The 18978-nt window shown below is 63.6% G+C and carries 16 protein-coding genes; 15 read left to right on the top strand and 1 reads right to left on the bottom strand.

Annotation, left to right across the window (positions count from 1 at the left end; all coding sequences use genetic code 11):
- Nucleotides 1-447: 447 nt before the first annotated feature.
- The 12 genes from KUV72_RS15305 (at nucleotide 448) to KUV72_RS15250 (ending at nucleotide 12575) form a co-directional block, all read left to right on the top strand.
- Nucleotides 448-2172, top strand: coding sequence for a nitrite reductase (locus KUV72_RS15305; RefSeq protein ID WP_222238981.1), 1725 nt, complete (start codon nucleotides 448-450; stop codon nucleotides 2170-2172).
- A gap of 62 nt (nucleotides 2173-2234) precedes the next feature.
- Complete coding sequence (locus KUV72_RS15300) at nucleotides 2235-2726, top strand: Lrp/AsnC family transcriptional regulator (RefSeq protein WP_261317522.1); 492 nt, start codon at nucleotides 2235-2237, stop codon at nucleotides 2724-2726.
- Nucleotides 2723-3331, top strand: a complete 609-nt coding sequence (locus KUV72_RS15295; protein ID WP_222238980.1) for an Lrp/AsnC family transcriptional regulator — start codon at nucleotides 2723-2725, stop codon at nucleotides 3329-3331. The genes KUV72_RS15300 and KUV72_RS15295 overlap by 4 nt, the downstream gene beginning before the upstream one ends.
- A 38-nt stretch (nucleotides 3332-3369) precedes the next feature.
- Nucleotides 3370-3879 carry an Lrp/AsnC family transcriptional regulator gene (locus KUV72_RS15290; protein ID WP_222238979.1) on the top strand — a complete coding sequence of 170 codons (510 nt, stop codon included), beginning with the start codon at nucleotides 3370-3372 and terminating at the stop codon, nucleotides 3877-3879.
- Nucleotides 3854-4411, top strand: a complete 558-nt coding sequence (locus KUV72_RS15285; protein WP_222238978.1) for an Lrp/AsnC family transcriptional regulator — start codon at nucleotides 3854-3856, stop codon at nucleotides 4409-4411. Before KUV72_RS15290 ends, KUV72_RS15285 begins: the two co-directional genes overlap by 26 nt.
- Entirely contained in the window at nucleotides 4399-5574 is a 1176-nt protein-coding gene (gene nirJ, locus KUV72_RS15280) for a heme d1 biosynthesis radical SAM protein NirJ (RefSeq protein WP_222238977.1), read from the top strand. The genes KUV72_RS15285 and nirJ overlap by 13 nt, the downstream gene beginning before the upstream one ends.
- 13 nt (nucleotides 5575-5587) lie before the next feature.
- Nucleotides 5588-6391: a uroporphyrinogen-III C-methyltransferase gene (gene cobA / locus KUV72_RS15275; protein WP_222238976.1), complete on the top strand. Its 804-nt coding sequence runs from the start codon at nucleotides 5588-5590 to the stop codon at nucleotides 6389-6391.
- Nucleotides 6388-7956, top strand: coding sequence for a cytochrome D1 domain-containing protein (locus KUV72_RS15270; RefSeq protein WP_315857908.1), 1569 nt, complete (start codon nucleotides 6388-6390; stop codon nucleotides 7954-7956). The genes cobA and KUV72_RS15270 overlap by 4 nt, the downstream gene beginning before the upstream one ends.
- A gap of 237 nt (nucleotides 7957-8193) precedes the next feature.
- Nucleotides 8194-9231 (top strand): amino acid ABC transporter substrate-binding protein, encoded by a 1038-nt coding sequence (locus KUV72_RS15265; RefSeq protein WP_222238975.1) that lies wholly within the window; start codon nucleotides 8194-8196, stop codon nucleotides 9229-9231.
- Between the two features lie 153 nt (nucleotides 9232-9384).
- A complete protein-coding gene (locus tag KUV72_RS15260) occupies nucleotides 9385-10560 on the top strand; it encodes an amino acid ABC transporter permease (RefSeq protein ID WP_206943792.1) in 1176 nt (391 codons plus the stop codon).
- 94 nt (nucleotides 10561-10654) lie between these two features.
- Complete coding sequence (locus KUV72_RS15255) at nucleotides 10655-11731, top strand: amino acid ABC transporter permease (RefSeq protein ID WP_206943951.1); 1077 nt, start codon at nucleotides 10655-10657, stop codon at nucleotides 11729-11731.
- A 115-nt stretch (nucleotides 11732-11846) separates the two neighbouring features.
- Nucleotides 11847-12575, top strand: a complete 729-nt coding sequence (locus tag KUV72_RS15250; RefSeq protein WP_206943953.1) for an amino acid ABC transporter ATP-binding protein — start codon at nucleotides 11847-11849, stop codon at nucleotides 12573-12575.
- Here the strand turns inward: KUV72_RS15250 and KUV72_RS15245 are convergent.
- On the bottom strand, nucleotides 12553-13476 hold the full coding sequence (locus KUV72_RS15245; protein ID WP_222238974.1) for a LysR substrate-binding domain-containing protein: 924 nt from the start codon (nucleotides 13474-13476) through the stop codon (nucleotides 12553-12555). The genes KUV72_RS15250 and KUV72_RS15245 overlap by 23 nt on opposite strands.
- Before the next feature lie 194 nt (nucleotides 13477-13670).
- On the opposite strand from KUV72_RS15245, the gene KUV72_RS15240 reads away from it, so the two are divergent.
- From KUV72_RS15240 to KUV72_RS15230, 3 genes are all read left to right on the top strand, one after another.
- The gene (locus tag KUV72_RS15240; protein ID WP_222238973.1) at nucleotides 13671-15008 is read left to right on the top strand and encodes a VOC family protein; all 1338 of its coding nucleotides are present in this window, start codon (nucleotides 13671-13673) and stop codon (nucleotides 15006-15008) included.
- A gap of 124 nt (nucleotides 15009-15132) precedes the next feature.
- Nucleotides 15133-15894: a sulfite exporter TauE/SafE family protein gene (locus KUV72_RS15235; RefSeq protein WP_222238972.1), complete on the top strand. Its 762-nt coding sequence runs from the start codon at nucleotides 15133-15135 to the stop codon at nucleotides 15892-15894.
- Nucleotides 15895-16067: 173 nt separating this feature from the next.
- Nucleotides 16068-18965, top strand: coding sequence for an HD domain-containing phosphohydrolase (locus KUV72_RS15230; protein WP_222238971.1), 2898 nt, complete (start codon nucleotides 16068-16070; stop codon nucleotides 18963-18965).
- Nucleotides 18966-18978 lie beyond the last annotated feature (13 nt).

Here is an 18978-nt window from a genome sequence, read left to right as displayed (position 1 = left end):
GAGTAGTCCAGTTTTAAAGATCTGTCGATGTCCAGGAAAACGGTTAGATGATACGCGTCAATATCTTGCTTGAAATGGCATGAAACTATCTTTTTGCGACAGTGATTTGAGAGGTCTTTGCTAGACAAGTGTTTGAAAATAAATATAAATATGGCTTAACGCCATAAGGGGTAGAAATAGTTGATGAGGATCAAGAGTCAGCAAGAGACCAAGTGAAATTGTCGGGAATGCGCGTTTCCATAATGGCAAGGAGAAACATCGCCGATGGCGGGTGCCCATAGGGCTATCGTCCGGCGTGTTGATAGCGCCAAATGATGACAAGAGTTTTGCGAGAAAAGAGCACTAGCGCGCACAAAAAGAGTGGCAAACACCTGGCGACATTTTCACCTTGTGGCTCAGCCGAGGCCCTAGGTGAAAGACACGTGGATCATGACTCGAGGTGAAACGATGACCAGCAGCGTCACGACTCTCAAGCCCCTGGCCGCAGCGATCGCCATAGTGATCGCCGGCCTGGGCAGCGCCTACGGCGCCGACAAGACCCTGTCCCCGGAGGAGTCCGCTTATCAGGGCAGCCCATCGGGTATCGACCCTGCTGCGGTGATGATGCCCGATGAGGAGGGCGCCCCCGCCATGTCGCGGGAGGAATTCGAACACGCCAAGGAGATCTACTTCGAGCGCTGTGCCGGTTGCCACGGTGTCTTGCGCAAGGGGGCCACGGGCAAGCCGCTGACGACGGATATCACCCGGGAACGGGGCGTCGACTATCTCAAGACCTTCATCACCTACGGCTCGCCCGCCGGCATGCCCAACTGGGGCACGTCAGGCGAGCTCAGCGACGGCGAGATCGACATGATGGCCCGCTATGTCATGCACGAGCCACCGGTGCCCCCGGAGTATGGCCTGCAGGACATGAAGGACACCTGGACGGTATTCGTCGCACCGGAAGATCGTCCCACCGAGCAGCTGAACGACCTGAATCTCGAGAATCTGTTCTCGGTCACTCTGCGTGACGCCGGCCAGATCGCCCTGATCGACGGTGACAGCAAGGAGATCGTCAAGGTCATCGATACCGGCTACGCGGTGCACATTTCCAGGATTTCTGCCTCGGGGCGCTACCTGTTCGTGATCGGCCGGGATGCCAAGGTCGACATGATCGACCTGTGGATGGAAGAGCCCACCACCGTTGCCGAAATCAAGGTGGGCCTGGAAGCCCGGTCGGTCGAGACCTCCAAGTTCGAAGGCTTCGAAGACCGCTACGCCATCGCCGGCACCTACTGGCCGCCCCAGTACGTGATCATGGACGGCGAGACCCTGGAACCGATGAAGATCGTCAGTACCCGGGGCATGACCGTGGGTACCCAGGAGTACCATCCGGAGCCTCGTGTTGCCGCCATCATCGCCTCCCATCAGCACCCGGAGTTCATCGTCAACGTCAAGGAAACCGGCAAGGTTCGCCTGGTCAACTACGAGAATCTGGACGCCCTTTCCAGTGTCGAGATCGAGACCTCTCGCTTCCTGCACGATGGGGGCTGGGACAGCACCGGTCGTTACTTCCTGACCGCCGCCAACCAATCCAACCAGATCGTGGTGATCGACGCCAAGGAGCGCGAGCTTGAAGCCATCGTCGACGTGGGCAAGACCCCGCATCCAGGACGCGGTGCCAACTTTGTCGACCCCGAGTTCGGGCCGGTGTGGGCGACCAGCCACCTGGGCGACAACACCATCTCGCTGATCGGCACCGACCCGGAGGGTCACCCTGATCAGGCCTGGCAGGTGGTGCGCACCCTGGAAGGACAGGGCGGTGGTTCACTGTTCATCAAGACCCATCCTGAGTCCGAGCATCTGTATGTGGACACCGCGCTGAACCCGGCCGAAGCGATCAGCCAGAGCGTTGCCGTGTATGACGTCAATGCGCTGGAGGAGGGCTTTAGCGTGCTGCCCATCGCCGAATGGGCCGATCTGGGTGAGGGGCCCAAGCGGGTAGTTCAGCCGGAATACAACCGCGCTGGCGACGAGGTCTGGTTCTCGGTGTGGAACACCGCCGATCAGACCTCCGCCTTGGTGGTGGTGGACGATGAAACGCTTGAGCTTGAGGCGGTCATCAAGGACGAGCGACTGGTCACGCCGACTGGCAAGTTCAACGTCTACAACACCCAGCACGACGTCTACTGACGTCAGGGTGGGCCGCCGTGATGGCGGCCCGCCTGTCATTGAGCCTAGCTCGGGAGGTGACCATGACATCCGACGGCCTGGTGGCATGTCTGGACGACGTCGATCGCCGACTGCTTGATCGTTATCAACGCGGGCTGCCCCTGGTGGAGCGACCCTATGCGGCCATGGCCGAGTCCCTGGGGGTGACGGAACAGGCGCTGATCGAGCGTCTGGCCCGGCTGACCGAGATGGGCATCGTCGGACGCGTAGGGGCGGTGTTCAATCACCGTCAGGCCGGTGCCAGTGAGCTGGTGGCCGTGTCCGTGCCAGACCATCGCCGCGAGGCGGTGGCCGCCATCATCAGCGCCTGCCCCGGGGTCAACCACAACTACTGGCGCGAGCACCGCTACAACCTGTGGTTCGTGGTCACCGCACCGGATGACACCAGCCTCGAGCTCAGACTGACGCGGCTCGAGGCCCAGCTACACACGCCGCTGCTGCGCTTACCCATGGTGCAGAGCTTTCATATCGATCTGGCGTTTGCTCTGCCCTGGACAGAACTGGAGGACGCATGACGGAGGCTAGCGCAGGGCGATTCCAGGGGCTGTCTCAAGGGCTGTCTCAAGGGCTATCCCAAGGGCTATCCCGAGAACTGCTGGAAGGGCTGAGCGAACATGCCCTGGCGGGGGCGCCACACGAGCAGGACTGGCGTCACACCAGGCTGCGAGCCTGTCTGGAGCAGGGCCTGCCGCTGGTGCCTGAGCCGTTCAAGGCTCTGGCCGAGGAAACGGGACTGAGCGTCGGGGAAGTGCGCGCGCTGATCGGCTATTGGCAGCACAGTGGCCTGATCAAGCGTGTCGGCCTGGTGGTGCGCCACCGCAGCCTGGGCCTCACCGCCAATGCCATGGTGGTGTGGAATCTGCCGGACGAACGCGTCGATGAGATAGGTCGCCGTCTGGCCAGTGAGCCCCAGGTCACGCTGTGTTACCAGCGCCTGCGCCGTCCGGACTGGCCCTACAACCTGTACTGCATGATTCACGGGGTCCGTCGCGAGCGCGTCGAGGCCCAGATTACGGCTCTGATCCAGCGCCACGCGCTTGAGCACGTCGAGCACCAGATACTTTTTAGCCGCCACGCCTATTGCCAGCGTGGCGGTCGCTTTACCCCAGAGATGCCCTGAGCGGTATCGCCCCATCCACTACCGGAGGAGCCATGAAGATGACTGCCTCGAATCACGGCTCCACGGACGGAACCACCAGTGCCCACGTTGATGTGGTAGCCAAGCTGACCCAGCAAGAGCGCGACATCATCAACCGGCTGCAGCGGGGCGTACCGCTGACGCCAGACCCCTACGGTGACCTGGCCCATGAGCTTGGCATCACCTCTCGGCAACTGCTTGACAGCCTGCGCGACTTGCTCGAACGCGGCGTGCTCAGTCGTTTCGGGCCGATGTTTCAGGCTGAACGCATGGGCGGCGCGCTGAGCTTGGCCGCCATGGCGGTGCCCGAGCACGATGTCGAGCGGGTGGCAGCGATCGTCAATGCCTGCCCGGAGGTGGCGCACAACTACCAGCGCGAACACTGCTTCAACCTGTGGTTCGTGATCGCCAGTGACGAGCCTGGGCGTATCGCCGAGGTGATCACGGCGATCGAAGGTGCCAGCGGTTACGAGGTCATTCATCTGCCCAAGGAGGAGGAGTTCCATGTCCATCTCCATCTACCGGTCTGAGGATCCCATGGCGACCAGCGCAGGGCGGCGTCTGGACGATGCTGACCTTGCCCTGATCGAGGCGACCCAGGACGGCTTGCCCCTGGTGGCGGACCCCTGGACCGCAGTCGGCGAGCGTATCGGCATGTGTGGCGAGGAAGTGCTGGCGCGCTTTCATCGACTGCTGCTCACGGGAGTGCTGCGGCGCATGGCGGCGGTGCCCAACCACTACCGGCTGGGCTACCTGGCCAACGGCATGACGGTGTGGGACATCGATGACGCGCGGATAGCTGATATCGGTCGTCGTCTGGCGCAATGGCCCGGCGTCAGCCACTGCTACCGTCGACCCCGCCGCGGCCCCGACTGGCCCTACAACCTGTTCGTGATGCTGCATGGCCATCAGCGTGACGAGGTCGAGCACCAGGCCGAGCAACTGCGCGAGCTGATGGGAGACGCCTGCCGTGACCATCAGATCCTGTTCAGCACCCGCATTCTCAAGAAGACGGGACTGAGGCTGACGCGTCGGCAGCGGGAGGCATCATGTTCCGAGTAACTCGCTACATCGACAGCCTACTGCATCCGGCACCGTTGCCTCCCGCGCGCAAGCCGCCGGGGCCGGTGGTGATCTGGAATCTGATTCGCCGCTGCAACCTGACATGTCGTCACTGCTACACCGTATCGGCGGATATCGACTTCGCCGGCGAGCTGACCACCGACGAGGCGCTGGGGGTGCTCGATGACCTCAAGGAGTTCCATGTGCCCGCGCTGATTCTGTCCGGGGGCGAGCCGTTGATGCGGCCGGACATCTTCACCCTGTCCCGCCATGCCAAGGCGCTGGGGCTCTATATTGGGCTATCCACCAACGGCACCCTGATCACTGAAGACAATATCGACGCCATCCAGGACGCCGGCTACGACTACGTCGGCATCAGCATCGATGGGCTTGAGGCGACCCACGACCAGATTCGCCAGCGCAAGGGCGCCTTCCGCGATTCCCTGGCCGCGGTGCGGCTGTGCAAGGATCGCGGCATCAAGGTGGGGCTGCGCTTCACCCTGACCCGGGACAACCATGCCCAGTTCGATGACATTCTGGCGCTGACCGCCGATCACGATGTGGACAAGTTCTACCTGTCCCACCTCAACTACGGGGGCCGCGGGCATCGTCATCGCAAGCACGATGCCTGGCACGACATGACCCGGGATGCCATGACGCGGCTGTTCGAGCGCTGCCGGGATGAGCTGGTCGCCGGTATCACCCGCGAGTACGTCACCGGCAACAACGATGCCGATGGGCCCTTCCTGCTGCGCTGGGCCAGCCAGCACTACCCGGATCGGGCGGTCGATCTCGAGGCACGCCTGCGCGCCTGGGGCGGCAACGCCAGCGGTGAATACATCGCCAATATCGACAACCTCGGCAACGTTCATCCTGACTCCTTCTGGTGGGATCACCACCTCGGCAATGTCCGCAGCCGTCCCTTCTCCGAGATATGGCGCCAGGCCGACGACCCCTTGATGCTGGGGTTCCGCACCCGACCAAGGCCGCTCAAGGGACGTTGCGGCGCTTGCCGTTACCTGGCCATCTGCAATGGCAACACGCGGGTTCGTGCCTTCAAGACTCAGGGGGATGCCTGGGCCGAGGATCCGGGCTGCTACCTCAGCAACGAAGAGATCGGCGTGGCTGACGCCTCTTCCTCGATGATTCTGACGTCCGCCTGAACGGGAGACCACCATGTTTATCCAAGCCCTCAAGGAGCAACTCGGTGAAGCGCCACTCTCCCCGGGAGAAGTCGCTATCGTGGGCGCAGGCCCCGGCGACCCTGGGCTTCTCACCCTGCGAGCTCTTTGCCTGCTCAACCAGGCCGACTGCCTGGTCTACGACCGCCTGGTGTCACCCGATGTCATGGCCTTGGCGCCGCAGGCGGCCCAGCGCTTCTATGTCGGCAAGGCGTCGCGCTGTCATGCCCTGACCCAGGACGAGACCAACCAGCTGCTGGTACGCCTGGCGGTGACCGGCAAGCGCGTGGTGCGTCTCAAGGGTGGCGACCCCTTCATCTTCGGTCGCGGCGGTGAAGAGGCCGAGATGCTGGTGGACAACGGTATTCCGTTTCGCGTCGTGCCGGGCATCACTTCGGCCCAGGGCTGCAGTGCCTACGCGGGCTTTCCATTGACCCATCGCGACTACGCGCAGGGTGTGACCTTTGTCACTGGGCATGCCCGTGCCGATGGCAGCCTGAACCTGGACTGGCCGGCGCTGGCCAGTCGTCGGCATACCCTGGTGTTCTATATGGGGCTGACCAATGCGGAGCTGGTTCGCCAAGAGCTTCTGGCCAACGGCATGCCGTCACGGCTCCCGGTGGCGTTGATCGAACGCGGCACCACGCCGCAGCAGCGACGGGTCATCACGACCCTGGACCGCCTGCCGGATACCATCCGCGACGAGTCGCTGATGCCGCCTACGCTGATCGTGGTGGGTGAAGTGGTGTCACTGGCTGCACGCCTCGACGCAGGCTGCCTGGCGGAGGCGGTGGCATGAAGCCCGCAGGGTTGCTCGGTGCGGCGCTCCTGGGTGTGATGCCGGGGCTGGCCATGGCGGCGCCCACCGCCGGCAGTGCGGCACCGTCGCCGCTCTATCAGGAACACTGTGCCAGTTGCCATGGCGCCGACCGCCTGGGTGCCATGGGGCCGGCGCTGCTGCCTCAGAACCTGGGGCGGATCAAGCCCGAGGAAGTGCGGCAGGTGATTGCCGAGGGACGCCCGGCCACCCAGATGCCGGGGTTTGCCGATGTTCTGGACGCCGCACAGCTCGATACCCTTAGCGACTGGGTACTCAGTGATCCGCCGGTAACGCCGGACTGGACGCTGGACGACATCCGTGCCAGTCAGGTGGTGACGCACCCCTTGGGGAGTCTCTACGACAGCCCCGAGTTCGACGCTGATCCCCAGAATCTGTTTGTGGTGGTGGAGACCGGCGATCACCATGCCAGCGTGCTGGACGGTGACACCTTCGAGCGCTTGGCCCGCTTTCCTACCCGCTTTGCCCTGCACGGCGGCCCCAAGTACAGCCCCGATGGTCGCTATGTCTATTTCGGCTCCCGCGATGGCTGGATCACCAAGTTCGACCTCTACCACTTTGAGGTGGTGGCAGAAGTGCGCGCAGGCATCAATATGCGCAATATCGCGGTGTCTGCCGACGGCCGTTATGTGATGGCCGCCAACACCCTGCCGGGCAATCTGGTGCTGTTCGATGCCCACGAGCTCGACCCGCTGCGAGTCTACCCCGCGGTCGATAGCGAGGGTCATGGCTCCCGGGTCAGCGCTGTCTACGCTGCACCGCCTCGTCATAGTTTCATCGCCGCGCTCAAGGATGTGAAGGAAGCCTGGGAAATCCCCTGGCCGGTCGCCCCTGAGCCGGTGGTGGCTACCGGCCATATGGCCGAACCGCTCAGTGATGCTGGCCTGCCCGAGACGGACAGCTTCGAGGTGCGCCGGGTTCCCGTGCCGGACTACCTGGACGACTTCTTCTTTGACCCTGAGTATCGGCGCCTGATTGGTGCCTCCCGGGGCGGCAGCGGCGCCATGGTCATCGATCTGAACAGTGGCGCCAAGCTCGCCGACCTGCCGCTGTCAGGGATGCCGCACCTGGGCTCCGGGATTACCTGGGAGACCGGCGGTCGCCGGGTGATGGCGATTCCCCACCTGGCCAAGGCAGAAGTGTCGATCATTGATATGGACGACTACTCCCTGGTGAAGACGCTGCATACCGACGGCCCCGGCTTTTTCATGCGCAGTCACGCCAACTCCCGCTACGCCTGGACCGATGTCTTCTTTGGCCCGAACCGGGACCGCGTCCACGTGATCGACAAGGATCGCCTCGAGATCGTGGAGACGCTGATCCCTGAGCCCGGCAAGACTTCTGCCCACGTGGAATTCGACCGCAACGGCGAGACGCTGCTGCTGAGCCTGTGGGAGCGCGATGGCGCGGTGATCGCCTACGACGCCGACACCCTGGAGGAAATCACCCGCATTCCCATGGACAAGCCATCGGGCAAGTACAACGTGTGGAACAAGACCCACTACGAAGAGGGCACCTCGCATTGACTGGCCAGGCCCTCCGCCGGCGCCAGGCGGCGCCGCTGGGCCGGCGATCGGATGGCTGACAGGCTTGGCCGAAAGGCGCCTGCTTCAATCCAACGTTTAAAACAATCGTCGCAGTCAGGATTGACCCGCCAGGGTCGGGCTCGGATAGTGGAAAGGTGCATTACGCCCACACGGAGACCCCGCGTGACCAGTGCATCGGCTCACGCCGGGCTTCCATACACCTCTGGAGCTGAATCCATGCGACACAATAACAAGACGTTGCTGAACCTCTCTCTTGCTGCAGCTGCTGCAATGGCGCTTGGCGCTGCCAGCAGTGCCTCTGCGGCCACCCTGGACGACGTGTCCTCTCGCGGTGAGCTGCACTGTGGCGTCAACGTGGGCCTGTCGGGTTTTTCCTCGCCGGATGAAAACGGCAAGTGGCAGGGTCTCGACGTAGAAACCTGCCGAGCGATTTCCGCTGCGGTATTCGGTGACGCCGACAAGGTGGTCTACACCCCGCTGACTGCCAAGGAGCGCTTTACCGCGCTGCAGTCCGGCGAAATCGATGTGCTCTCGCGCAATACCACCTGGACCGCGACCCGTGACAACTCGCTGGGACTCAATTTCACCACCACCACCTTCTATGACGGTCAGGGCTTCATGGTGGCCAAGGATCTGGGTATCAGCAGCCTCGAGGACCTGAACGGCGCCTCTATCTGCATCCAGTCCGGCACCACCCACGAGCTCAACCTGGCGGATTACTTCCCGGCCAAGGGCATCGACATCAACACCGTGACCTTCGATACCCCGGACCAGACCGCGTCGGGCTTTGCCAGCGGCCGCTGTGACGTGCTCACTTCGGACACCTCTCAGCTCAGCGCCCTGCGCCTGCAGCTGCCGGAGCCTGACAGCGTCGAAATTCTGACCGAGCTGATCTCCAAGGAACCGCTGGGCCCGGTTGTCGCCCAGGGTGACGATCAGTGGTTCGATATCGTCAAGTGGACGGTCTTCGCCATGGTCAATGCCGAGGAGCTGGGGATCACCCGCGACAACGTCGAGCAAATGAAAAATGATCCGCCCAACCCCCAGGTGGCGCGTCTGCTCGGCGTTGATGGCACCTACGGTGAGCAGCTTGGCCTGTCCAATGACTGGGCCTACAACATCGTGTCTCAGGTCGGGAACTACGGTGAAGTGTTTGCCGATACCGTCGGCGAGAACTCTCCGTTGGGCATCAGCCGTGGCATGAATGCGCTGTGGAACGAGGGTGGCATCCTCTACGCGCCGCCGATCCGCTGAGACCAGGGCGGGCCTGACCAGGCCCGTCTTGACCCAGCGGGGTTGCTAGCGCCCTGAGCGAGGGCGGTGAACGGCCTCGCTCAGCCCCCCGTACGACGCGGCCCTGGCGAGTGCCGGGGCCGTCCGAGTTCCTGCGGATCGAGTGATGCCACCATGTCCACCCCCCCTATTGAACGGACGCCGCTGTGGCGGCGCCCCGCCTTTCGTGCGCTGATCATTCAGGCGCTGCTGCTGGCAGGCCTTGTGGCACTGATCGCGATGATGATTGGCAACGCCCTGACCAACCTGGAGGCCAGGGGTATCACCACTGGCTTTGCGTTTCTTGGCGAACGCTCCGGCTTCTCGATTCCCCAGACGCTGATCGACTATTCCGGCGACAGCAGCTATGCCCGTACCTTCGTGGTGGGGCTCTTGAATACGCTGCTGGTGTCGGCGCTCGGGATCATTGCGGCCACCCTTATCGGCTTTGCCGTGGGCATCGCCAGGCTGTCGCCCAATTGGCTTTTGGCCCGTCTGGCCGCTGCCTTTGTCGAGATCTTTCGTAACATCCCCCTGCTGGTACAGATCCTGTTCTGGTACTTCGCGGTGCTTCAGGCCTTGCCCAGCCCACGTCAAAGCCTGTCGCTGTTCGAGGCCTTCTTTCTCAACGTGAGAGGGCTGATCGTGCCGGCACCGGTGCCGGAGCCGGGCTTTGGACTGACCCAGCTGGCTGTGCTGGTGGCAGTGGTTGCGGTCGTGGTGCTGGGACGCTACGCCAAACGCCTGCAGCAGCGCACCGGCAAGGCTCTGCCCGTCTACTGGCTCGGTGCCGGGCTGATCATCGGCCTGCCACTGGTGGTATTTGTCGCCAGCGGTATGCCGCTCGGCTGGGAGACGCCTGCCCTCAAGGGCTTCAACTTCGCCGGTGGTGTCACCATCATTCCTGAGTTGATGGCGCTGTGGCTGGCACTATCGATCTACACCGCATCGTTCATCGCGGAAATCGTGCGTTCCGGCATCCAGTCGGTACCCAAGGGGCAGGTCGAGGCGTCCCGGGCCATCGGCCTGCCAGGCAATATCACCCTGCGCAAGGTGGTGATTCCCCAGGCCATGCGGGTGATCGTGCCGCAGTTGACCAGTCAGTACCTGAACCTGATCAAGAATTCGTCGCTGGCCACCGCCATCGGCTATCCCGACCTGGTGGCGGTGTTCGCCGGGACCAGCCTGAACCAGACCGGCCAGGCCATCGAGATCATTGCCATGACCATGGCGGTCTACCTGACCATCAGCCTGGTGGTGTCGGCGTTGATGAACGTCTACAACGCCCGCACCCTGTTGAAGGAGCGCTAAGATGACGGACCACCCCAAGCCTCCTTCCCAGTCGCCGATCCATCCGCCGAGCGACGATTCGCTCGTGCCGGGAGCGCTCTCCACCGAGCACACCATGATCGCGGCCCGGCCAGCCCCCGTGTCGCGGCACGGTGTCAGCGGTTGGCTGCGCAGTCGGCTGTTCTCCACGCCGCTGAATTCCGTCGTCTCGCTGATCACCCTGGTGGTGATGCTGTGGGCACTGGCGCCGCTGGTGCAGTGGGCCATCATCGACGCCGACTGGATCGGCACTACCCGCGACGCCTGTACCGGTGAGGGCGCCTGCTGGGTCTTCATCAGCGCTCGCTTCGAGACCATCGTCTATGGGTTCTATCCCGTGGCGGAACGTTATCGGGTGGATATCACCCTGGCGCTGCTGGTGGCGACCATTGCTTGGCTGGTGATCCCGCGGATGCCGGCCAAGCGCTGGGTCGTGATCTTTGCCCTGGTCGGCTTTCCGTTGATCGCCTGGGTGCTGCTGCTGGGCGGCAGCTTCGGTTTGCCTGCCGTCCCTACCCGGCAGTGGGGCGGCCTGATGCTGACCCTGACGGTGGCCATCGTGGGGATTGTCGGCTCCTTGCCCCTGGGCGTGATCCTGGCGCTTGGGCGTCGCTCGCAGATGCCTCTGGTGCGCAGCCTGTCGGTGGTGTTCATCGAGTTCTGGCGAGGCGTGCCGTTGATCACCGTGCTGTTCATGGCCTCGGTGATGTTGCCGCTGTTCGTGCCCAGCGAGGTGGAGTTCGACAAGCTGCTGCGGGCGCTGATCGGCATCATGTTCTTCTGGAGCGCCTACATGGCCGAGGTGGTGCGAGGTGGCCTGCAGGCCATTCCACGCGGCCAGGAAGAGGCGGCCAAGGCGCTGGGGCTTGGCTACTGGCGGCGGATGGGGCTGATCATCCTGCCCCAGGCGCTGAAGCTGGTGATTCCCGGCATCGTCAACACCTTCATCGCCCTGTTCAAGGACACGTCCCTGGTGTTGATCATCGGTTTGTTCGACCTGCTCGCGATCATTCGCGCCGGGCTCACCGATACCAACTGGCTGGGTTTTGCCACCGAGGGTTATGTGTTCGCTGCGTTGATGTTCTGGATCTTCTGCTTCGGCATGTCCAGGTACAGCCAGTACATCGAACGTCGCCTGCATACCGGGCACTGACAACAGCGGGCCGGAGGCACCGTATGGGGTGTCTCCTGGCCGATACCAAGACAAGTGACAGGGGGACGCCGCCATGACGGCCCAAGCGACCAGTGCAGCCAGCAACGATGCGCCGATGATCGAGATCAGCGGACTCAACAAGTGGTATGGAGATTTTCACGTGCTCAGGGATATCGACCTGAGCGTCAAACCCGGTGAGCGCATCGTGATCTGCGGCCCTTCCGGGTCCGGCAAGTCAACGTTGATTCGCTGTATCAACCATCTGGAGGAGCACCAGCAGGGCAGCATCACGGTGGGTGGGGTTCACATGACCCAGGACGTCAAGCGTATCGAACAGATTCGCCGTCACGTGGGTATGGTGTTCCAGCACTTCAACCTGTTTCCCCATCTATCGGTGCTCGACAACTGCTGCATCGCTCAGACCTGGGTACAGAAGAAGCCCCGGCGCGAGGCCGAGGCGACCGCGATGGAGTTTCTCGAACGGGTGCAGATCGCCAACCAGGCCCACAAGTATCCCGGCCAGCTGTCCGGCGGTCAGCAGCAGCGCGTTGCCATCGCCCGTGCCCTGTGCCTGCGCCCGGAGGTGATGCTGTTTGATGAGCCCACTTCGGCGCTGGACCCGGAGATGATCAAGGAAGTGCTGGATGTGATGATCGAGCTGGCGCGGGAGGGCATGACCATGCTCTGCGTGACCCACGAGATGGGATTCGCCAAGACCGTGGCGGATCGGGTCATCTTCATGGATCAGGGGCAGATCATCGAACAGGCACCTCCCGAGGAGTTCTTCAACAACCCCCGGTCGGAGCGCACCCAGCTGTTTCTCAGCCAGATTCTGGGTCACTGACGGGGTCGCCCACCGCGTGGTCCTGGCGGCCTCCGGCGGCGGTCGTCAGGTGCTCGATGAAGCACCGAACGCGGGCCAGTTCGCCCAGTGGTTCCGGCGTCACCAGGTAGTAGGCGTCGGCACTGCTCATGACCCGTGGCGAGGCGAGGGCGAGGCGTCCATCGGCGAGCTCCGGCTCGATCAGCAGGCGTGGAATCAGCGCCAGGCCAGCGCCCTCGATGGCCAACCGAATCAAGGTATGAAAGGTGTCGACCCTTACGCCGTGGTAGCTGCGCTGACGATGGATGCCCTGGTCAGCGAACCAGCGATGCCAGGCGTCAGGCCGCGTCGTCAGATGCAACAGCCGAACCTGATCCAGCTCCGGGGTACGCGGTAAGCGCGAAGGTGCCCCAACCGCTACCACCTCCTCATCGCAGAGCCAGTGGCAGTCCAGCCCCGGCCAGCGCCCGTGGCCGTGAAACACGGCCACATCGATACCGTCGCCGGTCAGGTCGAAGGCTTCGCTACGGTCGCTCAGATGCAGGGTGATGTCGGGATGAGCCTGCAGAAAGTCAGGTAATCTCGGCGCCAGCCAGCGACTGCCGAAGGTGGGCAGGGTCGCGACTTTCAGCACGTCACCGGCACCGTGGTAGGTCAGGATGGTGTTGGTCGACATTTCCATCTGCGCCAGGATCTTGCGCACCTCTGAGAGGTACAGCGAGCCCTCCGGTGTCAGCACCAGCTGACGGCGCAGACGGCGGAACAGGGCGTGCTGCAACAGGGTTTCCAGCTGGGCGACCTGTTTGCTCACGGCGCTCTGGGTCATCGCCAGTTCCTGGGCGGCCCGGGTAAAGCTCAGATGGCGGGCCGCCGCTTCAAAGCACAGCAGGGTCGTGGTAGAGGGAAGGTGTCTGGGTTTCATAAGTTTCTGGACTGACAAGGCCGAGCATGACGATGGCCGCGGTCGATATGGCCCGCCAACCGCCCTATCGGGGGGGCGGTGCGGTGTTTTGCATTCCTTTTTTTCATGCTAGCAGCGTTTTTTTTCGTTTGTCGCGGCTATTTGTCTCTGGTCTCATCTCAGAGTCCATCGCTCTAGTCAGGAGACTTGCCGGAATGTCAGCCGATATCGTGACCGCCAACGAGATTCGCCAGCGCTTTGCCAGCGCCATGTCGGACATGTATCAGGCAGAGGTACCACAGTATGGCGCCCTGCTGACCCTGGTGGCCGAGGTGAACCGGGATACCCTGGCCGCCGACCCGGCACTGGCCGCAAGACTCGAGGCCAGCGGCGAGCTGTCGCGCCTGGACGTGGAGCGACATGGTGCCATTCGGGTGGGTACCGCCGAAGAACTGGCAACGTTGAGGCGGCTTTTCGCGGTGATGGGCATGTTCCCGGTGGGCTACTACGACCTGTCCGAGGCCGGGGTGCCGGTACATTCCACCGCCTTTCGGCCGATCGACGAATCCTCCCTGAGCCACAACCCGTTTCGCTTGTTCACCTCGCTGCTGCGCCTGGATTTGATCGAAGACGCCGAATTGCGGGACTTGGCCAGCGATATCCTCAGCCAGCGAGATATCTTCACCCCTGGCGTGCGTGAGCTGATCGCCATCCACGAGGCCGAGGGCGGGCTGACCGATGCCCAGGCCGACCGCTTCGTGGCTGAGGCGTTGGAGACGTTTCGTTGGCATCATGACGCGACGGTGGATCGCGCTACCTATGATCGCCTGCACGCGGCACATCGTCTGATCGCAGACGTGGTGTGTTTCCGCGGCCCGCACATCAACCATCTGACGCCCCGCACCCTGGATATCGATGAGGCGCAGCGGCGGATGCCCTCCCATGGCATGACACCCAAGGCGGTGATCGAGGGACCGCCTCGGCGCCAGGTGCCGATCCTGCTGCGCCAGACCAGTTTCAAGGCGCTGGAGGAAACCACGCACTTTCTCGGCGCTGATCAAGGGGCGCATACGGCGCGGTTTGGCGAGATCGAGCAGCGAGGCATTGCCCTGACGCCAAAGGGCAGGGCGCTCTACGACCGGTTGTTGGCCGAGTCTCGCGAGGCCACAAAGGGATTGGACAACGAGGCCCACCAGCGTCGCCTTGCCGAGGTCTTTGCGGACTTCCCCGACGATGACAGCGTGCTGCGCCGGGAGGGGCTGGCCTACTTTCACTACCGTGCCGTGGCGGAGCTTGACGACGGAGCCGGTCTCGAGCAGTGGATCGCTGCCGGCAAGGTCGTGGCCGACCCCTTGACCTACGAGGACTTCCTGCCGGTGTCGGCGGCCGGCATCTTCCAGTCCAACCTGGGCGGTGAAGCTAGCGCCGTGACCCAGGGCAATGCCAACCGCGAGGCGTTCGAGCTGGCGCTGGGGGCACCGGTCATCGATGAGCTTGACCACTATGCTTGCCGGGAGCGTGCGTCCTTGGCTGCCCTGGGTATTGATGCTTGAACGGTCGATCTCTGGCAGTTCCATGTCTGAGCATGCCGTGAGCTGACTCGCGAGGCTTACGCCACGACCCTGCGATCTAAGGTAGGCTAAGGGACCTCGCCTCATCTTGTTGGAGTCCCTTGCCATGGATTGGCTTGCCGTCCTGTCGCCCTTGCCGCCGCTCGTCAGCCTGGGGCTGATTCTGCTGTCAGGGTTCACTTCGCTGATCAGCGCCTCCCTCGGGGTAGGCGGAGGCACGCTGCTGATCGTGACCATGGCGCAGGTGATGCCGGCAGCTGCGCTGATTCCCGTCCACGGCATGGTCCAGCTCGGTTCCAATGGGGGGCGCCTGGTCATGAGCTGGCGTCACCTCCACTGGCCGCTGCTGCTGGCGTTTCTCCCGGGTGCGGTGGTGGGGGCCCTGGTCGCGAGCTGGCTGCTGATTCGCTTGCCGACAGGCCTGCTGGAACTGACCATCGCCGCCTTCGTCCTTTACACCCTGTGGGGTCCCGGCCTGCCCAAGCGGGCGCTAGGGCGCTGGGGTACCGGCATCGCTGGCGCTGTCACGACCTTGTTGTCCAGCTTTGTCGGCGCCAGCGGACCCATGGTGGCGGCCTTCATCAAGCAGCATGGCAATCCTCGCCAGACCACCGTGGCCACCTTTGCGGCCTGCATGACCTTCCAGCATCTCACCAAGGCATTCGTCTTCGGGGCGGCCGGCTTTCTGTTTGCCGATTGGCTGGCGTTGATCGTCGCGATGGTTGCCATGGGCGTGGTCGGCACCTGGCTGGGACTGCGCCTGCTCAACTGGCTCTCTGAGCATCGCTTCGATCATGGCTTTCGACTGGTGCTGACGGCGCTGTCTCTGCGCCTGGTGTGGTTAGGTCTGTCACGCCTGCTGGCGTGAGCCATGAAGGCGCCCCGGGGGCCCTTGGGGCGCTCTGTCCCAGTGCCTGCAAGGACAAAAGAAGCGAGCGATATACCGCCGAGTAGGTAGTCTCTCCAGGCCCCCAGGACGGCGAATTGGCATAGAGTGATAGATTCCTGTCACCCAGCCACAGCCTCTTTCGAGTCGTCTTGATGCGCCTGCCTTTCCATCGAGAACAGCCCATACAGCTACTGATCGCTGCCTCCATCGTCGGCATGATGCTGGTGCTGGCGGGGCTGTTGCTGTGGCAGTCGTGGTACCAGGCGAGAGCCTCGCTGGTGCAGTCGCTGGAGCGGACCAGTCAGCAGCTGTCGACGATGGTGGAAGTGCGAACCCAGGCTCTGCTGGAGCCCGCTCGCGCCATGCTCGGGGTGCTGGTCAGCGAAGCGGATGTGGACAAGTTCCACAGCACCAGCGGCGCCAATATGCTGCAGCTGCTGGCGGCCGCGGTAGGGGCCCAGGAGGTACTCGGCAGCGCCTACATCGGCAGCGACACCGGCGACTTCCTGATGGTACGGCTGATCGAGCGTATTTCTCCCACGGCCATTCCTGCCGAGGTTGACCTGACCGGCGGTATCTATCTGACACTGATCCTGCACGGCGACTCCGCGGCCCCGCACGGCTTGGCCAGTCGCCAGCAGGAGGAGGGCTACTGGCAGGTGCTGGATGGCCAGCTGCGCGAGATGCGTCGGTATCCGGTGGTCGACTACGGCTTCGACCCGAGGACGCGCCCCTGGTATCGCGACGCGGAAACCGATTTTCTGCCGCACCTGTCGGATCCCTATACCTTCTTCACCAATGGCGAGCAGGGAGTCACCCTGTCGCAACGTTCTCATAGCGGCCGGGCCGTGCTGGGTATCGACATGACCTCAGAGGACCTGGGCCGCGAGATTCAGCGATTTTCCACCGAGCCCGGGTCTCGTCTGGCCATCACCACGCCGGATGGGCTCTTGTTGGCGCATGACATCGACCAGGGCCAGGCGCCGCTGCCGGGTACCACGCTCAGCGATCTTGGCGATACCCCGCTGGTGACGCTGAGATCGCTGAATGTCATTGAGCGGCCAGTGCGCTTTGCTCACGGCGACCAGCAGTGGTGGGGGCTGGCGCTGTCATTCGACATGCTGGGCAGTCGCCTGGCCTGGCTGCTGGTGGCCACTCCAGAGGCCCAGCTGATGGCCAGCATGCGGGAATCACTGTGGCATCGCCTGTTGCTGTCTCTCGGTCTGGTCACGCTGATGGTGCCGTTGGGCATCCTGTTGGCCCATCGCCTGGGACGACCGCTACGGGCCCTGGCCCAGCAGGTGCGCACTATCTCGGATTTCAACCTGGAGGCCTATCGTGGCGTGGAGTCATGGGTGAGTGAGGTATCGCACCTGTCCCGGGCTCTGGACACCCTGGTGCACCGAGCGGGCAAGTTTCAGCAGATCAACCGGATACTGGGGCGCGAGCAGGGCCTTGATGCCATGCTCGAAGCGATACTCGGGGAGCTGCTCAGCGTGACCGGTAGCCACCATGGCATGATCTATCTGGCCGACGAGGTTCGGGCTGATCGCTTCGTGGCTACCGCCGAAGCAGGATGCGCTGACGCATCGGAGCCGCTGCCCGAGGCCCTCGAGATTGCCACCGCCAGTGGCCCACTGGCCGAGGTGCGCGAACAGCTGGAGGCGAGAGGCTATCTGGTGCAGTCGCTGCGTGATCGTGCCGACAAGCGCCTGGGCGTGCTGTTGCTGGCTCGCCCACGGCGCGATCACAACGATGGTCGCTGGCGCAACTTTGTCGCCGAAGTCTCCTCGGTGGCGGCGGTGGCGATCGATATGCGGCGCCTGCTGGAAGCCGAGGCTCGCCTGTTGGATGCGATGATCCAGCTGGTGGCCAAGGCCACGGATGCCAAGTCTCCCCATACGGGAGGCCACTGTTCACGAGTGCCGCAGCTGGCCGAGATGCTGATCGACGAGGTGGACAAGGCCACCCAGGGGCCTTTCGCCGCTATCAGCCTGAGCGATGACCAGCGGGCGACCTTTCATCTGGCCGCCTGGCTGCATGATTGTGGCAAGCTGACCACCCCTGACCACATCATGGAAAAAGCCACCAAGCTGGAGACCCGCTACAACCGGATTCATGAAGTGCGGACCCGCTTTGAAGTGCTGTGGCGGGACGCCGATGTGGACTATTGGCGGGGGCTGGCCGAGGGCCGTGATGCGACCACCCTGGCAGCGACGCGTTTACAGCGCCGCCAGGAGCTTAGCGATGCCTTCGCCTGTGTCGCCAGGGCCAACCAGGGCGGCGAGACGATGGGAGAAGCGCTGCAGCAGCGCCTGGTGGAGATCGGCAGCTGGTGCTGGCAGCGGCATTTCGATGATCGGCTGGGGCTGTCCAAGGCCGAGCTGGCCCAGCTGGTCGATGAGCCGGTGCACCCGCTGCCAGCCCAGGAGCAGCTGCTCGCTGATCAGCCCCGTCATCGCCTGGCCTGGCAGCGGGCCTGTCCGCCGGTGCACCCGGAAGATCCCCTCAACCGCTGGGGCTTTGCCATGCAGCCCCCGGCCCTGGCCGAGCACCAGGGCGAACTGTATAACCTGAGCGTGCCTCGCGGAACCCTCAATGATGTCGAACGCTTTCGCATGCAGGAGCATGTGATCCAGACCATCATCATGCTCGAGTCGCTGCCGTGGCCGGCTCACCTGCGGCGGGTGCCGGAAATCGCCGGCAATCATCACGAGCGCATGGATGGCCGCGGCTACCCGCGCCAGGTCAAGCTCAGCGAGGCCAGCATTGAAGAGCGCGTCATGGCGCTGGCCGACGTGTTCGAAGCGCTGACCGCCTCTGATCGTCCCTACAAGGTTGGGCTCTCCCTGTCCCGCGCGTTGGAGATCCTGGCGGACATGGTCAGCGAGGGACACCTGGATGCCCAGCTCTTCCTGCTGCTGCTGGATAGCGGCGTATGGCGTCGCTACGCCGACAACTTTGTCGCCAGCCGACAGCGCGATGATGTCGATCTTGCGGCGATCAAGGCGCGTGCCACACGGCCGGCGTCCTCCCACCTGGGGTGCTGACCCTCTACCCCCC

Source organism: Halomonas sp. DP4Y7-1 (assembly GCF_019800705.1).
Taxonomy (GTDB): Bacteria; Pseudomonadota; Gammaproteobacteria; order Pseudomonadales; family Halomonadaceae; genus Halomonas; species Halomonas litopenaei_A.
This window is presented reverse-complemented; position numbering and strand designations above follow the sequence as displayed.

Coding starts and splice junctions, on each gene's coding strand:
- KUV72_RS15305 (WP_222238981.1), top strand. CDS start 448: ATGACCAGCAGCGTCACGACTCTCAAGCCCCTGGCCGCAGCGATCGCC.
- KUV72_RS15300 (WP_261317522.1), top strand. CDS start 2,235: ATGACATCCGACGGCCTGGTGGCATGTCTGGACGACGTCGATCGCCGA.
- KUV72_RS15295 (WP_222238980.1), top strand. CDS start 2,723: ATGACGGAGGCTAGCGCAGGGCGATTCCAGGGGCTGTCTCAAGGGCTG.
- KUV72_RS15290 (WP_222238979.1), top strand. CDS start 3,370: ATGACTGCCTCGAATCACGGCTCCACGGACGGAACCACCAGTGCCCAC.
- KUV72_RS15285 (WP_222238978.1), top strand. CDS start 3,854: ATGTCCATCTCCATCTACCGGTCTGAGGATCCCATGGCGACCAGCGCA.
- nirJ (WP_222238977.1), top strand. CDS start 4,399: ATGTTCCGAGTAACTCGCTACATCGACAGCCTACTGCATCCGGCACCG.
- cobA (WP_222238976.1), top strand. CDS start 5,588: ATGTTTATCCAAGCCCTCAAGGAGCAACTCGGTGAAGCGCCACTCTCC.
- KUV72_RS15270 (WP_315857908.1), top strand. CDS start 6,388: ATGAAGCCCGCAGGGTTGCTCGGTGCGGCGCTCCTGGGTGTGATGCCG.
- KUV72_RS15265 (WP_222238975.1), top strand. CDS start 8,194: ATGCGACACAATAACAAGACGTTGCTGAACCTCTCTCTTGCTGCAGCT.
- KUV72_RS15260 (WP_206943792.1), top strand. CDS start 9,385: ATGTCCACCCCCCCTATTGAACGGACGCCGCTGTGGCGGCGCCCCGCC.
- KUV72_RS15255 (WP_206943951.1), top strand. CDS start 10,655: ATGATCGCGGCCCGGCCAGCCCCCGTGTCGCGGCACGGTGTCAGCGGT.
- KUV72_RS15250 (WP_206943953.1), top strand. CDS start 11,847: ATGATCGAGATCAGCGGACTCAACAAGTGGTATGGAGATTTTCACGTG.
- KUV72_RS15245 (WP_222238974.1), bottom strand. CDS start 13,476: ATGAAACCCAGACACCTTCCCTCTACCACGACCCTGCTGTGCTTTGAA.
- KUV72_RS15240 (WP_222238973.1), top strand. CDS start 13,671: ATGTCAGCCGATATCGTGACCGCCAACGAGATTCGCCAGCGCTTTGCC.
- KUV72_RS15235 (WP_222238972.1), top strand. CDS start 15,133: ATGGATTGGCTTGCCGTCCTGTCGCCCTTGCCGCCGCTCGTCAGCCTG.
- KUV72_RS15230 (WP_222238971.1), top strand. CDS start 16,068: ATGCGCCTGCCTTTCCATCGAGAACAGCCCATACAGCTACTGATCGCT.